Here is a 13,215-nt window from a genome sequence, read left to right on the forward strand (position 1 = left end):
GCGGGCAGTACGGTTGGGGCACTCGCACCCCGGAACTCGTCGCCATGCGCCTCGACACCGACCCCTACCTGCAGCACTACGCCGACCGTGTCGGTGGCCTGTCCGCGTCGGCGATCCGGGCCCTGTTCGCGGTCGCGTCCCGGCCCGAGGTGGTCTCGTTCGCCGGCGGGATGCCGTTCACGGCCGCGCTGGACTTCGATGCCGTCACCGACGTCGTCGCCCAGGTGCTGGCCGAGCAGGGACCCACCGCGCTGCAGTACGGGATCGGGCAGGGGCGACCGGAACTGCGTGAGCAGCTGGTCGAGGTGATGGCCCACGAGGGGATCCCGGCCCATCCCGACGACCTCGTCGTCACGGCCGGTGGCCAGCAGGCGCTCGAACTGACGGCGACCTGCTTCGTGGACCCCGGGGACATCGTCCTGGCGGAGGGCCCGACCTACGTGGGGGGCCTCGGTGCGCTGACCAGCCTGCAGGCCGACGTCCGCCACGTCCCGATGGACGCCGACGGCATGCAGGTCGACGTGCTGGCGGACCGGCTCGACGAGCTTGCCGCGCAGGGCCGTCGGGCCAAGTACGTCTACACCATCCCCAACCACCAGAACCCCGCCGGCGTGTCCCTGTCGCTGCCCCGCCGCCACCGGCTGGTCGAGCTCGCCGAGCAGCACGACCTGGTGATCCTGGAGGACAACCCCTACGGCCTGATCGACTTCGAGGGCGAGGTCCGCACCAGCCTGCGCGAGCTCGCACCCGAGCGGGTCGTGTACGTGTCGACCATGTCCAAGACCTTCGCGCCGGGGGTCAGGACCGGGTGGGTCGCCGCACCGGCGCCGATCCGCGACAAGCTCGTGCTGCTCCGCGAGGCCGCGGACCTGTGCCCCGCCCACTTCACCCAGATGGTCGTCGAACGCTGGTTGCTCACCCAGCCGTGGACCGACCAGATCGAGACGTTCCGCAAGACCTACCGCCACCGCGCCGAGGTCATGCTGGACGCGCTCGCCGCCCACATGCCCGACGGGGTCACCTGGAACGCGCCCACGGGCGGGCTGTTCGTCTGGGTGTCGGTCGGCGCCGAACTCGACACCGCCGACCTGCTCGCCAAGGCCATCCAGCAGCGCGTGGCCTACGTGCCCGGTGACGGCTTCTTCGCCGACGGATCCGGGCGGCACCACATGCGACTGAACTACTCGTACCCGTCCCCGGAACGGATCGTCGAGGGCATCGAGCGCCTCTCGGCCCTGCTCGTCGACGAGCGTGAGCTGGCCCGGGCGGTGTACGGCACGGCATCGGTGCCCGGCGATCGCGACGACCCTGCCCGCGCCACCCCGGATCCGGCCTGATGCCCGCGCCCCTGCACGTCGCCGTCCTCAACGGGGGCTCGTCGCTCGAGCGCGAGGTCAGCCTCACGTCCGGTTCCCGGGTCACCGCCGCGCTGGGCGACCTCGGCCACCACGTGACCCGGCTCGACGTCGACGCCCGGCTGGTCACGCGACTGGTCGACCTCGACGTCGACGTCGCGTTCCTCGCCCTGCACGGCTCCACCGGGGAGGACGGCACGATCCAGTCGCTGCTCGACCTGGTCGGCATCCCCCACACGGGCCCCGACGCGCTGTCGTCGGCACTGGCGTGGGACAAGCCGGTGGCGCAGGGGCTGTATCGGCGCGCCGGCCTGGCCGTTCCCGACCACGTGGTCCTGTCACAGGCCGCCTTCCGGGACCTTGGCGCGGCGGCAGCGGTGACCCGGGTCGCCGAGGCCCTCGGCCTGCCGCTGGTCGTCAAGCCCGCGGCCGGGGGCTCGTCCCTCGGACTGGGGTTCGTCGAGGAGGTGGGGGCACTGCCGGCCGCCATCATGGGCGCGTTCTCGTTCGACGACCGGGTCCTGATCGAGCGCCACGTCACCGGGACCGAGCTCGCGGTGACGGTGTTCGACGGCGAGCCCCTCCCCCCGGTCGAGATCAGCCCGCGCGGGGCGCACTACGACTTCTCCGCCCGATACACCGCCGGCGCCACCGAGTTCCACGCACCCTCCCGGCTGCCCCGGGACCGCAACGACGCCGCGTGCGAGACCGCCCTGGCGGCCTGTGCGGCCCTCGGGGCGCGCGACATCGTCCGGGTCGACATGATCCTGGAGGACGACGAGCATCCCACCATCCTCGAGGTCGACACCGGACCGGGACTGACGACCACCTCGCTGGTGCCACTCGCTGCCCAGGCGGCCGGGGTGGCGTTCGGTGACCTGTGCCAACGACTGCTCGAGCTTGCGCTGGCCGATCCCGACGACGGAGCACCCACCCCATGACCGAGTCCCCCAGCACCGTGGCCCCGGCCGACACGCTCCCCGAGGACGACGACGTGCTCGACGACCTCGAGTTCGACGAGGACGACCTGGCGGCGGACGACTCGCTCGGGCCAGCGCCCGAGGTGGTCGTGTTCGACGTCGGCGAGGTGCTGGTCGACGAGACCCGCGTGTGGTCGACCTGGGCCAGCCTGCTCGGGGTGTCCCCCCTGACCTTCGCCGCCGCGTTGGGGGCGGCGATCGCCCAGGGGCTGGACTACGAGGCGGCGTTCGACCACGTCGCCCCCAACGTGGTGTGGCAGGACTTCGCGGCCGAGCACGAGCGCCGCTACGGCGGCTTCGGCGAGGAGGATCTCTACAGCGACGTCCGACCCTGCCTCGAGGAGCTGCGCGGCGCGGGCATCCGGGTCGTCGTGTCGGGCAACCAGCCGGCGCGCCGGACCGAGCAGCTGCGCGCCCTCGACCTGCCCTGCGACGCCCTGGCGATGTCCGACGACCTGGGCCACGACAAGCCCGACCCGGCCTTCTTCGCCGCCGTGGTCGACCTCGCGGGGGTCCCGCCTGCACAGGTCCTCTACGTCGGCGACCGGGTCGACAACGACGTGCTCCCGGCTGCCGCCGCCGGCCTGCGGACGTGCTGGTTGCGTCGTGGACCCTGGGGCGTGCTGCAGGACCTGCCGGACGGCCACGACGCAGACGTGGTGCTGGACGGGCTGGGCGAGCTGCCGCTGCTGCTGGCGGAGTGGCGCGGCCCGGGGAACGACCCGTCGCAAGACTCGTAAACTTTCGAACCTTACGGGGGCTGGTCGTGGATGACCCTGCAAAGCGTGCTGCCGGCGTCGCAGCCCTGGACGAGGTGCGCGCCGGGATGACCATCGGGCTCGGGACCGGCTCGACGGTCGCCTACTTCCTGGACGCCCTCGCCGCCGACGGACCGTCGGGCGTTCGCGGCGTGCCGACGTCCGAGGCCACCCGGCGTCGGGGTGAGGAGCTGGGGCTGGACCTGCTCGCCCCCGACGAGGTCGACCGGCTCGACCTCGTCGTCGACGGGGCCGACGAGCTCACCCCCGCGCTGGACCTGACCAAGGGGGGTGGCGGGGCCCTGCTGCGGGAGAAGGTCGTGGCCGAGATGAGCGATGGGATGGTCGTCGTGGCGACGCCCGACAAGGTGGTGGACCGCCTCGCCGAGTCCTTCGCCCTGCCGATCGAGGTGGTGCCGTTCGCCGTGGGCCCGGTCCGGCGACGGCTGGCCGCCCGTGGCTACGTCGTGCAGCTGCGGGACGGGCACACCGACAACGGCAACGTCATCCTCGACGCGCGACTGCCCGGTGGCATCGAGCAGCCCGGCGAGGAGGCGACCTGGCTGTCGTCGGTGGCCGGGGTGGCCGAGCACGGCCTGTTCATCGACCTGGCCGTCGTCGCGCTCCTGGGGCGTCCCGACGGCACGGTGACGCGGCTCGAGGCCTGAACTCAGTCCTCCGCACGACCGTGGGTGGACAGGCCACTCGCGATCACCTCGACCAACCGCTCGAGGTCCTCGGGGCGGCGGAAGTCGATGGTCAACGACCCCTTCCGTGCCCCCATGCGAATCTTGACCTTCTGGCCGAGCGCCTCGGCGAGGTCGGCCTGCAGGTCCTCCATCCCAGCCGGCAGCGGACGCGACGCTCGACGACTCCCCCCGCCCGACGAGCCACCACCGACATAGCGCAAGCGGACCAGTTCCTCGGTGGCGCGCACCGACAGGCCCTCGCGAACGATCCGGTCCGCGACCTCCTCCTGGTCTTCGCGTGACGCCAGGCCCAGCAGGGCCTTGGCGTGTCCTGCCGTCAGGACTCCCGCGGCAACACGACGCTGGACGGCGGCCGGCAGGGCCAGCAGGCGCATGGCGTTGGTGATCGTCGAGCGTGCCTTGCCCAGCCGCGACGCCAGCTCCTCCTGGGTCACCCCGAAGTCCTCCAGGAGCTGCTCGTAGGCCGCGGCCTCCTCCAGCGGGTTCAACTCGACCCGGTGGATGTTCTCGATGAGCGCCTCCTTGAGGAGGTCACGATCATCCGTCTGGCGCACGACGGCGGGGATCCGGGTCAGCCCGGCCCGCTTCGCCGCCCGCAGGCGACGCTCCCCGGCGATCAGCTCGAATCGGTCCTCGTCGAGCGGCCGCACGACGACGGGCTGCAGCAGCCCGACGTCGCGGATCGACGCGGCGAGCCCCTCGAGCTCGTCGTCGTCGAACACCCCACGTGGCTGGCGGGGGTTGGCCTGGATGGCACTGAGCGGGAGATCACGCAGGGATGGTGTCCCGTCGTCCCCTGCAGGGATCAGCGCTCCGAGACCCCGTCCCAGCCCACTTCTGCGTCCCGTGCTCATGCCCACTCCTCCTGCTCGACGGACGGCGACGTGTCACCCACGTCCGGGCCTCCCACGCGATCCTCGGTCGACGAGCCGTCCGGCGGCGGACCCAGGAGGTCGTCCAGTGGCGACGAGGGCCGCTGGTCGCTCCTGCCGAGACGGTGTGCGAGTTCGCGCGCGGCCCGCTCGTAGGCGCGTGCGCCACGACTGGACGGGTCGTAGACCGTGATCGGCTGGCCGTAGCTGGGCGCCTCGGACAGCCGAACGGTGCGCGGAATGATCGTGGTGTAGGCCGTTTCGCCGAAGAACCCGCGCACCTCGTCCGCCACCTGCGACGACAGGTTCGTCCGGGCGTCGTACATCGTCATCAGCACGCCCCCGATGTGCAGGTCGGGGTTCAGGTCGTCACGAACCAGGTCGATGGTCTGGATGAGCTGCGAGAGTCCCTCCAGCGCGTAGTACTCGCACTGGATCGGCACCAGGACCTCGTCCGCCGCGACCAGGGCGTTGAGCGTCAGGATGCCGAGCGACGGCGGGCAGTCGATCAGGACCACGTCGTAGTCATCGCGAACGGGTCCGAGCGCTCGGGCCAGCTGGCGCTCCCGATTCAGGGTCGAGACCAGTTCGATCTCTGCGCCTGCAAGGTCCAGACTGCTCGGAACGACATGGAGTCCATCGACCTGCGTCGACTCGATGGCGTCACGCACCGGCAACCGCTCGGCCAGGACACGATAGATCGATGGCCCACCCTCCGCCACGCGGAGCCCCAGCCCCGTCGTCGCGTTGCCCTGCGGGTCGAGGTCCACGAGCAACGTCCGCACTCCCTGGGCCGCCAGCGCCGCCCCCAGGGAGATGGCGGTGGTCGTCTTCCCGACTCCACCCTTCTGGTTCGTGACGCAGATCACGGACGCGGGGGCCGACTCGCTCCTGCTCGCCTCGGCCTGCCGACGTCGCCAGCTCATGTTCCCACCTTCGTTCCTCGACGGAGCACCACGACCCGAGGCTGGTGCGGATCCTCGCTGGGCTGGTCCGGCGGCGTCGCCATGACCTGCGCGTCCCACGTGCGCAACTCCCCCACCGCCTCGGCCAGTTCCTCGCGCCACCGCTCGCCCTTCACCGCGTAGAGCAGTCCACCCGGTACCAGGAAGGGGATCGTCCAGCCCAGCAAGCGGCCCAGCGGCGCCACGGCGCGCGCGGTGACGATGTCGAAGGACTGCCCCAGCGGCCCCGATCGCACGTCTTCCGCGCGCCCCCGCTCGACCGCCACGTCGACATCCAGTTCGGTGATCACGTCGGCGAGGAAGGTGGTCTTCTTCTGGCTCGAGTCCAGCAACGTGACCTGCAGGTCGGGGCGGCGGAGCGCTATGACCATCCCCGGCAGCCCGCCACCGCTTCCCACGTCAAGGAGACGGCCCGGGCCAGGCAGGATCTCGGCGAGGGCGGCGGACTCCAGCACGTGCCGCTCCCACAACTCGTCCTTCGCCCGCTGGCTCACCAGGTTGTGCGGCGAGGCGATGACAGCGTCGGCGAAGGCGCGCAGGCGCGGATCGTCGTGCACGTGGGGGAGTGGTGGCATGCCTGCAACCTACCGCGTCGCACCACGGGCTGTTGACCCCGGACGTCGTTCCTGGTTCCACGTGGAACCCACCCGGCACACACGGGAGAATGTTCCACGTGGAACGGGGCTTCGCGTTCTCCCGCCCAGTCCCCGCTGTTCCACGTGGAACGACAGAATCGCAGTCGAGGTGATGAGCGGGGTGTCGTGGAACCAACACCTGAACAGGGGAAATCGGTCACGTCGTCGCTGTGGCGGTCTGCAACCACTCATTCGCAACTTCCAGACATGAATGCGCCCACGCCCCGCAGGGGGGACGTGGGCGCGTTCTGCCTGCTCAGGGATCAGTCTGTCGGCTCGATGACGATCCGGCGCGAGGGCTCGCGGCCCTGGCTGCGTGACAGCACGCCGTCCACCGTGTTGACGAACTCGTGGATGGCCTTGCGCTCGAACACGTCCATGGGCTCCAGGCGCTCCGCCTCGCCCGAGTCGAGCACCTGGTCGATGACCTCGTCGGCCTTGTCGAGCAGCTTCTCGAGACGGCGGGCGCGGTAGCCCTCGACGTCCACGTGCACGTGCACCCGTCGCTCGAACTGCGACTGGAGCGCGCACCGCATCAATTCCTGGACCGCCTCGAGGGTGCTCCCGCGGCGACCGATCAGTGCACCCGAGCCCATGTCGACGACCTCGACCTCGGCGCGGCGCGTGTCCTCGAGCACCCGGATGCGCAGTTCGCCCGGCAGGTCCATCGCGTCGAGCAGGCCCTCCACGAAGTCGGCGCCCGCATCGGCCTCCTCGTCCAGTTCGTCCAGCTCCTCCTCCGACAGCAACGTCGGGGCATCGGCGTCGGCTTCGTCGTCCTCGCCGTCCGCCTCGGATTCGTCGTCGCCGGCGACGGCGTCACGCTCGTCGGCATCGGCCTCCTCGGCCGGCTCGTCCGCGTCGATCGCGTCGACGTCCGAGTGCTCGTCGACGTCCGAGTGCTCGTCGACGTCGGTGGCTTCGTCGACGTCAGGCGACTCGTCGACGTCGGGCCGTTCGATGGTGGCGCGCAGCGTGACCTCGATGTCGCGCAGTGCGATGCCCTCCGGCAATCGGGCCTCGACGGCCACGTCGTCGGCCAGCAGGTCACCTGCGGCCGCGGCCAGCACCGTGGCGAGATCGCTGCCCGTGGCGCGGGCGGTCTGGGTGGACATGGAGCACTCCTCGTGGGATCGAACAGGGATGGTCGTGGGCGGAGTCGGGGGAGCGGCGGGCCGAGATCAGCCGTCGTCGCGACGGCGCGAGCGCCCGGGCAGTCGGGACGACCGCTTCGGGGGCGGCCGGTCGGGATCCGCGCCGTTGGTGGACGAACCCTCGTCCCGGGTCACCTTGCGCGTGTTTCCCGCGGTCCCCAGCGCGTTGCCGGTGGCATCGACGTTGCGGGGCCCGGACGACGAGGTGGTCGGGACGGGCTTGGTGTCGACAGGACCGACCTCTTCGTCCAGTCGGCGCGTGATCAGCCACTGCTGGACCATGGTCCACAGGTTCGTCGTGACCCAGTAGAGGAGGACACCGATGGGCAGGTTCCACCCGAACACGCCCATCATGACCGGCATGACGTACAGCATCACCTTCTGCTGGGTCGCCTGGGCACCCTCCTGGGGTGCCGTCCGGCTCGACATCATCTGGCGCTGGCTGACGAACATCGACCCGGCCACCATCACGAGCAGCAGGATCCCGGCCCAGCCGGCCGCCGAGGCAGCCGTTCCCAGCCCGCCGTCCTCGGGCGTGAAGAAGTAGAACTGGGCGTTGGTGAGTGCGCCGCCGACGGTCGTCGGATCACGCAGGACGCTGAACAGGGCGAAGAAGATCGGTCCCTGTGCGAGCAACGGGAGACATCCAGCCGCCGGGTTGACGCCCTCCTCGCGGTACAGCTCCTGCAGCTTCTCGTTCTTCTTCGACTGCATCTCGCGATAGCGCTCGGGGTCGCTCCGCATCATCGAGCGGTCGACCTTGTACTTGTCCTGCAAGGCCTTGACCCGTGGCTGGATCTCCTGCATCTTGCGCATCGACGTGAACTGCTTGGCCGCGAGCGGCAGCAGGATGATGCGCACCACCACGGTCAGGGCGATGATCGCCCAGCCCCACGACGCGTCTGCCAGGAAGGGGACCTGCGCGATCCACGTGTGCAGGAGCTCGATGCCCCCTGCGAAGATGTCCTTGAAGCCTTGCCAGATCTCGCCCACGGAATTCGGTCCTCAGGTGGTGGTCAGGCGACGGCGGCGTCGGAGGACGCGGCGTCGGTGGTCGGGGTGTGCGGGTCGTCGTGACCAGCGTCGTCGTGACCGGGAACGTGGTCGACGCCACCCGGGTTGAACGGGTGACAGCGACCGATCCTGCGCAGCGCCATCCAGCCACCACGCAGTGCCCCGTGCCGCCCGATCGCCTCCACCGCGTACTGCGAGCACGTGGGGTGGAACCTGCACCGTGGCGTCCGAACGACGGCGGTCGACTGGTACAGGCGCACCAGGGCGAGCAGCACCCGGGCCACCGGTGAGGGGCGAGGTTCGTTCGTCATGCCGGGATCCGCTCGACCAGGTCGGTCAGTTCATCGAGCACGCGCTGCAGGTCGGCGCCCGCGATTCCGGGCCGCGCGACCAGGACGGCATCGACACCGGACGGCCAGTCGACCCGCCGCGACGCCTCTCGCAACAAGCGCTTCGCCCGGTTCCGGGCGACGGCGTTGCCGACCCGCCGCGACGCCACCACGGCGACCCGCAGGCCGGTGTGACCGGTCTGCGTCCCGACGTGCAGGGACAACTGGCGACCGCCACGGCGGGTGCCGTGGGCCAGGACGTGACTGACGTCGCGAGACGAACCGAGACGAGCCGGGCGGACCACGGGAGTGGTCGAGCCGGACGTCGGCGCCGGGGCCGACACGCCGTCAGGCCGTGAGCTTGGCACGGCCCTTCGCGCGGCGGCGCTTGATCGCGGCACGACCCTGGCGGGTCTTCATGCGTGCGCGAAAGCCGTGCTTCTTGGCACGACGGCGGTTGTTGGGCTGGAAGGTGCGCTTCATGGCAATCGCCCTCCGAGACGGTGGTGGGGACGCACACGACGAAGGTCCACTGGGAGAAGGTCGGGACACGACGTGGTGCACGAGGGCACAGATGACGCAGCAAGCGTACTGCACCACCACGAGGGGCGACAACCCGTGGCCGGGTCCGGCCGCGTGGGGCCCTGGTCCTTCGCGACCGGGCGTCACCCCGTGGGTGGATCGTTCGGGGTGGGCCATTCGAACCAACCGTCGCCGTCTCGGTTGCGGGACGGCGACGGGATCCCTACAGTTCGCCATCGCGCCTGATGCCGGGCTCGGTGGCGTCGCCCCCCAACCACGGGGGTTGAAGTTTCCCCCGCTGCCCCCGGCCTTCCCCGCAGGCCACCAGGGAGCTGCCGCACGGCCCTCGCCCGAACGGACATCGAGTTGTCCACAATTGTGGATAACCTGTGGACATGTAGTTGACCAGTCCGTAGTGTGCGCGTCGCCGCGACGACCGTGTGCAGATCTCGCCCCGGTCCGTACGAGCACCCGAGAGCACCCGAGCACGTCCCCGAACCCCGTCGCCGTCCCCCCTGTTCCTGGAGTTTCCGTGGAGCCCACCGCACCGTTGGACCTCCCGGCCCTGTGGGCGGACTGCCTCCGAGACCTGGCGGGCACCACGCCGGCGTCACGCCAGTGGCTCGAGGCCACGGCACCCGTCGGCTTCAGCGACGACACCATCATCCTGGCCGCCCCGCACTCGTTCGCCCGGGAGTGGCTCGACCTCAAGATGGGGGACACCCTCACGGCCCAGTTGTCGCGCGCGCTCAACCGCCCGATCGACGTGATGATCACCGTGGCCCCCGGGGCCGCCACGCTGTCCCCGGCCGAGGAGGCCGCGGTCGTATCGGAGCTCGACGCCGAGCTGCTCGAGCAGGCCACCCAGGACGCACCGAGCCACGACCTCCACGACCCGGCCACCCACGACCCTCGCGGCGAGCCCGCGACCGCGCCGCACCTGGACCCGCGCGATCCCGACCCGTCGGTGCTCAACGACCTGCCCGCACGCCGCGAGGCCAACGGCCACCGACCGGCCAGCGGCCTGGACGCCCGGCCCGCCGGACCGACGGTCTACGTGCCACGCAACGACGAGGTCGACGCCCAGCTCAACCCCAAGTACGAGTTCGGTCACTTCGTCATCGGCGACTCCAACCGGTTCGCCCACGCGGCTGCCGTCGCAGTGGCCGAGGCCCCGGCCAAGTCCTACAACCCGCTGTTCATCTACGGTCCGTCGGGGCTGGGCAAGACCCACCTCCTGCATGCCATCGGCCACTACGTCCAGCGTCTGTACCCCCGGCTCCGGGTCCGCTACGTCACCACGGAACAGTTCACCAACGAGTTCATCACCTCGATCCAGAACAAGGATTCCGTGGCGTTCCAGCGGCGCTATCGCGACATCGACGTGCTCATGATCGACGACATCCAGTTCCTCGAGCGAGCCGAGCGCACCCAGGAGGAGTTCTTCCACACCTTCAACGCGCTGCACAACGCCGAGAAGCAGATCGTCATCTCGTCGGACCGCTCACCCCGCGCGATCGCCAAGCTCGAGGACCGCCTGCGGTCACGGTTCGAGTGGGGACTGCTGGTCGACGTCCAACCACCCGAGCTCGAGACGCGCATCGCCATCCTGCGTCGCAAGGCCGAGGCCGAACAGCTCGACCTCCCCAACGAGATCCTCGAGCTGATCGGTGCCCGGGTCCGGTCCAACATCCGCGAGCTCGAGGGTGCCCTGCACCGGGTCGCGGCATGGGCCTCGCTGTCGGGCTCCCGCCCCGACCTCGCCACCGCCGAGAGCGTCCTCAAGGACGTCCTGCCTGACGAGCGGGAACGCGAGATCACCTCCGACCTCATCATGGACGTCGTGGCCGACTTCTTCGGGCTCACGGTCGACGACCTGTGCTCGAAGTCCCGCAGCCGCCAACTGGTCAACGCCCGGCAGATCGCGATGTACCTCACCCGCGAACTGACCGAGATGTCCTTTCCCCAGATCGGCAAGGCCTTCGGTGGCCGTGACCACTCCACGGTCATGCACGCCAAGGACAAGATCGCCGACCTCATGAAGGAACGCCAGACCACCTACGACCACGTCCAGGAGCTGACCGCCCAGATCCGGTCGACGGCTCGCGGCGGGGTCTGACCGGCCCTCCTCACGGTCGGACCGCCCCACTCCCGTGCGGTGCCCGCTCGTGACATCGATGGGATTCGAAGCGATCGTCTCCCACACCCGCAACACGTCGGTGCGCACCACTCACGAAGACCGTGACCGCACCCTTCCCACAGGTTGTGGAAAACCTTGTGGACAACAGGGCCGTGATGGTGTGATCGTCCTGTGGACAACGTCGCGCCCCTGGGGACGACCTGCGGAGTACGCGCCCGGCCTTCCTGTGGACCGACCGTGGACGACCCGTGGACGACCATGCCCGTCCACCACACAGACGCTGAAACTACACTGGCGGAAGTGGACGGCTGTGGATGGTGCCCTCTTCGCTCCACAGGAGGGTCAACACCCTCGACCCGGCCCTGAGCAGGCCAGACCCCACCTCGTCCCCAGTGTCGACACCCCCGATGGTGACGACGAAGGAAGAAGGTTCCCACCAGTTCGTCCTTCGGAGCTGGGGATGGACCGGACCGATCGAGGACCAGCCCACCCATCCCACGACCGAACCCCCTGGCCCCACCCCAGCGGCTGCGCCACACCGGATCGGCCGCCACACTGGCACCTCCACCCCGACACGGTCGCCGACTACCGTCGCCACACCGACCCCACGGCCGAGACCAGCCGCCGCACCAGGAGCACCCGTGAAGTTTCGCGCTGAACACGACGAGTTCGCCACGGCCATCGGCTGGGTCACCCGCACCGTCGGTGCCAGGGTCACCCTTCCGGCCCTGGCCGGGGTGCTGCTCGAGGCAGACGACGGACGACTGACCTGCCGGGCCACCGACCTCGAGGTGGCAGCCGAGGTCTCGGTGCCGGTCCAGATCACGGAACCCGGCAAGGTGCTGCTGCCGGGCAAGCTGCTCGCCCAGCTCGTTGCACGGTTCCCGGACGCGGCCGTGGAGGTTTCGGGTGGTCCGGACGGGGTCGAGGTGACGTGCGGACGCTCGACGTTCCACGTCCGGGGCATGCCGGTCGAGGACTTCCCGGCGTTGCCGACCCCGGACCCCGACGTCACCCCCGGCACGATCCGCTCGGGCGCCTTCGGCCGGCTCGTCGGCCAGGTGGCACGGGCTGCCGCGACCGACGAGGCACGTCCGGCCCTGACCGGCGTGAAGCTGACCTCCACCGCCACCGAGTTGGCCGCGACCGCCACCGACGCCTACCGGCTGGCGACCCGGACCGTCCCGTGGGAGACCGGGGTCGAGGCCGAGTCGCTGGTGCCGTCGCGCGCGCTGCAGGAGGCGGCGAAGGCCGCGTCCGACAGCGGCGGCAGCCTCGAGGTGATCCTCGAGCAGGGACAGGCGACCTTCCGGATCGGGGACCGGCGGCTGACCACCCAGCTGATCGAGGGCAAGGCCATCGACGCCAAGTCGCTCGTGCCGGACGCCTTCGAGATCACCGCGATCGTGGATCGCGATCCGTTGATGGAGGCGCTGCAGCGCGTGGCGATCGTCGCCCAGGGACGGGCCAACTCGCCCGTCAACCTGGTCTTCGCGGAGGGCAGCGTCGACCTGCGCGTGTCCAACCAGGAGGTCGGGGACGCCTCGGAGGCGCTGCCCGCCGACATCGACGGCGAGGACATCACGATCGCCTTCAACCCGGCGTTCCTCCAGGCCGGCCTGGACGCCATCGGCACCGACCGGGTCGAGGTCCTCATGAACGGCGAACTGAAGCCGGCCGTGTTGCGCCCGCACCACGACGCCGACGACGAGGGCCCGGTCGACGACTACACCTACCTGATCATGCCCATGCGTCCATGACGTGTCCCCGGTGACATCGTG

General features: G+C 70.4%; 13 protein-coding genes and 1 pseudogene. 6 read left to right on the top strand and 8 right to left on the bottom strand.

Translation table 11 applies throughout. The features are described from left to right. Positions 1-44: 44 nt before the first annotated feature. The 4 genes from KR546_RS01920 to rpiA are packed head-to-tail and all read left to right on the top strand — an operon-like array spanning position 45 to position 3,761. Positions 45-1,337, top strand: coding sequence for an aminotransferase-like domain-containing protein (locus KR546_RS01920; protein ID WP_238443016.1), 1,293 nt, complete (start codon positions 45-47; stop codon positions 1,335-1,337). Continuing rightward, complete coding sequence (locus KR546_RS01925; protein WP_238443017.1) at positions 1,337-2,296, top strand: D-alanine--D-alanine ligase; 960 nt, start codon at positions 1,337-1,339, stop codon at positions 2,294-2,296. Before KR546_RS01920 ends, KR546_RS01925 begins: the two co-directional genes overlap by 1 nt. After that, entirely contained in the window at positions 2,293-3,075 is a 783-nt protein-coding gene (locus tag KR546_RS01930) for an HAD family hydrolase (RefSeq protein ID WP_238443018.1), read from the top strand. The genes KR546_RS01925 and KR546_RS01930 overlap by 4 nt, the downstream gene beginning before the upstream one ends. A 20-nt stretch (positions 3,076-3,095) precedes the next feature. Continuing rightward, entirely contained in the window at positions 3,096-3,761 is a 666-nt protein-coding gene (gene rpiA, locus KR546_RS01935; protein ID WP_238443179.1) for a ribose-5-phosphate isomerase RpiA, read from the top strand. Positions 3,762-3,763: 2 nt separating this feature from the next. Here the strand turns inward: rpiA and KR546_RS01940 are convergent, their stop codons facing one another. The 8 genes and pseudogenes from KR546_RS01940 to rpmH all read right to left on the bottom strand — a co-directional run bounded on the left by KR546_RS01940 (position 3,764) and on the right by rpmH (position 9,255). Further along, a complete protein-coding gene (locus KR546_RS01940) occupies positions 3,764-4,657 on the bottom strand; it encodes a ParB/RepB/Spo0J family partition protein (protein WP_238443019.1) in 894 nt (297 codons plus the stop codon). Between the two features lie 146 nt (positions 4,658-4,803). After that, a pseudogene (locus KR546_RS01945) lies at positions 4,804-5,601 on the bottom strand (ParA family protein); the annotation flags it as partial. Next, the gene (gene rsmG, locus KR546_RS01950) at positions 5,598-6,197 is read right to left on the bottom strand and encodes a 16S rRNA (guanine(527)-N(7))-methyltransferase RsmG (protein ID WP_238443020.1); all 600 of its coding nucleotides are present in this window, start codon (positions 6,195-6,197) and stop codon (positions 5,598-5,600) included. The pseudogene KR546_RS01945 and the gene rsmG, both read right to left, overlap by 4 nt. A gap of 341 nt (positions 6,198-6,538) precedes the next feature. Then, positions 6,539-7,390 (bottom strand): Jag family protein, encoded by an 852-nt coding sequence (locus tag KR546_RS01955; RefSeq protein ID WP_238443021.1) that lies wholly within the window; start codon positions 7,388-7,390, stop codon positions 6,539-6,541. 66 nt (positions 7,391-7,456) lie between these two features. Continuing rightward, positions 7,457-8,422 carry a YidC/Oxa1 family membrane protein insertase gene (locus KR546_RS01960; RefSeq protein ID WP_238443022.1) on the bottom strand — a complete coding sequence of 322 codons (966 nt, stop codon included), beginning with the start codon at positions 8,420-8,422 and terminating at the stop codon, positions 7,457-7,459. A gap of 23 nt (positions 8,423-8,445) precedes the next feature. Further along, a complete protein-coding gene (yidD, locus tag KR546_RS01965) occupies positions 8,446-8,754 on the bottom strand; it encodes a membrane protein insertion efficiency factor YidD (RefSeq protein ID WP_238443023.1) in 309 nt (102 codons plus the stop codon). Beyond that, positions 8,751-9,173: a ribonuclease P protein component gene (gene rnpA / locus KR546_RS01970; protein ID WP_338019070.1), complete on the bottom strand. Its 423-nt coding sequence runs from the start codon at positions 9,171-9,173 to the stop codon at positions 8,751-8,753. Before rnpA ends, yidD begins: the two co-directional genes overlap by 4 nt. After that, positions 9,121-9,255, bottom strand: coding sequence for a 50S ribosomal protein L34 (gene rpmH, locus KR546_RS01975; protein WP_238443025.1), 135 nt, complete (start codon positions 9,253-9,255; stop codon positions 9,121-9,123). Before rpmH ends, rnpA begins: the two co-directional genes overlap by 53 nt. A 571-nt stretch (positions 9,256-9,826) precedes the next feature. Here rpmH and dnaA point away from each other — a divergent pair. Then, positions 9,827-11,413, top strand: coding sequence for a chromosomal replication initiator protein DnaA (gene dnaA, locus KR546_RS01980; RefSeq protein ID WP_238443026.1), 1,587 nt, complete (start codon positions 9,827-9,829; stop codon positions 11,411-11,413). Positions 11,414-12,075: 662 nt separating this feature from the next. After that, positions 12,076-13,194, top strand: coding sequence for a DNA polymerase III subunit beta (gene dnaN, locus KR546_RS01985; protein WP_238443027.1), 1,119 nt, complete (start codon positions 12,076-12,078; stop codon positions 13,192-13,194). The last annotated feature ends 21 nt before the right edge of the window (positions 13,195-13,215 follow it).

The organism is Salsipaludibacter albus (genome assembly GCF_019798055.1).
GTDB classification, from domain to species: Bacteria; Actinomycetota; Nitriliruptoria; order Nitriliruptorales; family Nitriliruptoraceae; genus Salsipaludibacter; species Salsipaludibacter albus.